This window comes from Fibrobacter sp. UWP2 (assembly GCF_900141705.1).
In the GTDB taxonomy this organism is placed as follows: Bacteria; Fibrobacterota; Fibrobacteria; order Fibrobacterales; family Fibrobacteraceae; genus Fibrobacter.
On record NZ_FQYM01000069.1, the window covers coordinates 1 to 1459 of the forward strand.

The 1459-nt window shown below is 34.7% G+C and carries 3 protein-coding genes; 2 read left to right on the plus strand and 1 reads right to left on the minus strand.

The annotated features are described in order from the left end of the window. Positions 1-71 precede the first annotated feature (71 nt). Both BUB55_RS13735 and BUB55_RS13740 read left to right on the plus strand, forming a co-directional pair. A complete protein-coding gene (locus BUB55_RS13735) occupies positions 72-512 on the plus strand; it encodes a DNA adenine methylase (protein WP_073192444.1) in 441 nt (146 codons plus the stop codon). Further along, entirely contained in the window at positions 494-1153 is a 660-nt protein-coding gene (locus BUB55_RS13740) for a DNA adenine methylase (protein ID WP_073192446.1), read from the plus strand. The genes BUB55_RS13735 and BUB55_RS13740 overlap by 19 nt, the downstream gene beginning before the upstream one ends. A gap of 2 nt (positions 1154-1155) precedes the next feature. Here the strand turns inward: BUB55_RS13740 and BUB55_RS14430 are convergent, their stop codons facing one another. Continuing rightward, positions 1156-1326, minus strand: coding sequence for a hypothetical protein (locus BUB55_RS14430; RefSeq protein ID WP_159432010.1), 171 nt, complete (start codon positions 1324-1326; stop codon positions 1156-1158). Between the last annotated feature and the right edge of the window lie 133 nt (positions 1327-1459).

Consider the following 1459-nt stretch of genomic DNA (forward strand, 5'->3'; position numbering starts at 1 on the left):
TTGTGTTTGATTTGTGGTTATTTCAAATCTAAAAATTGGAACATCCTATTTTTTTACCCCCTTAGTGGAATTTGCGAAAGAAAATATACGTTACCGAAGTTGATGTTGCGTATTTAGATCCGCCATATAATTCTCGCCAATATTGCGATGCCTATCATCTGCTAGAAAACATTGCTCTTTGGAAAAAGCCCAAGGTATTTGGCGTCGCAAAAAAGATGGATCGTAAAGGAATGAAAAGTGAATACTGTAAAAGTGAAAAAGCGTCCAAAGCGTTGGAGGATCTTGTAAAAAAATTAAAATGTCGCTATATATTATTTTCCTATAATAATAACGGAAAGAAATTACAATGCCGCTCCAATGCAAAAATGACTGACGACGAAATAATACGCATTTTATCATTGCGAGGGAATGTTCAAATTTTTTCAATGAATTACAAAGGTTTTGACGCTGGAAAAAGTGAATTTAACAAAGACAATCAAGAACGTTTATTTTTATGCAGCGTACTCAAATAAAAAAATACATAGCATCTCCCCTAAATTACATTGGCGGTAAAGCAAGGATTCTCGACCAAATCCTACCTTTGTTACCGTCTAATATAAGCACATTTGTCGATTTATTTTGTGGAGGTTGCAATGTAGGCATGAATGTTATAGCAAACAATACTATATATAATGACATTTCAAAGCCTCTCATTTCTCTATTAAAAACTTTTAGAAAAATGAAAAATTCTACTATAATAAATGGAATAAATTCCATAATCGATGAATACGGTTTTAGTAGGACTAGAGAGCACAATTTTAAATTTTATGGTGGCGATGCTAATAAGGGAGTTTCAGAATACAATCGAAAAAAATTTTTACTTTTAAGAGATTATTTTAACAGCTATCCTAAAAAAAACAACAAATATTACATATTACTTTACACATTAATTCTTTTTGGATTTAACAATCAATTACGTTTTAACAGTAAGGGTGAGTTTAACCTACCTGTTGGAAAACGCGACTTTAATGTAGCAATAGAAAACAAATTAGTAAAATTTCTCGATGCGTTAAGATCACAGAATTGCTGCTTTATGAATAAAGATTTTAGACAATTTGATTTTGAGGAATTTGTCCCTTTTTTAGTTGAAAATCCAGGTCTCCAACTGGTGTAAATCTAGGCTATTAGCGCTTCATTGTCAAGTAGTTTCATGCTCTTTTCCCGAAGTTTTTCGACAAGTTCGGGGATTTCCGCATAGCCGTCCAACCGTCTCCAGTTCTTTTCGCGGTGGAGGACCTCTGCGGCCATCCAGCGTTTGAACATTTCAATGTCCCTGTAGCGCTTCACGTTCTTCTCGATGGAGTCGAGGCCGTTGAAGGTGGACTGGTAGTGTCAAGGGTTTTTCGCAAAAATAGTTTGTTCCAACATCAGATTTAGGCTACATTTCCTTTCTTTCTGCTCTTTTCCAGTTCCCGTTTCA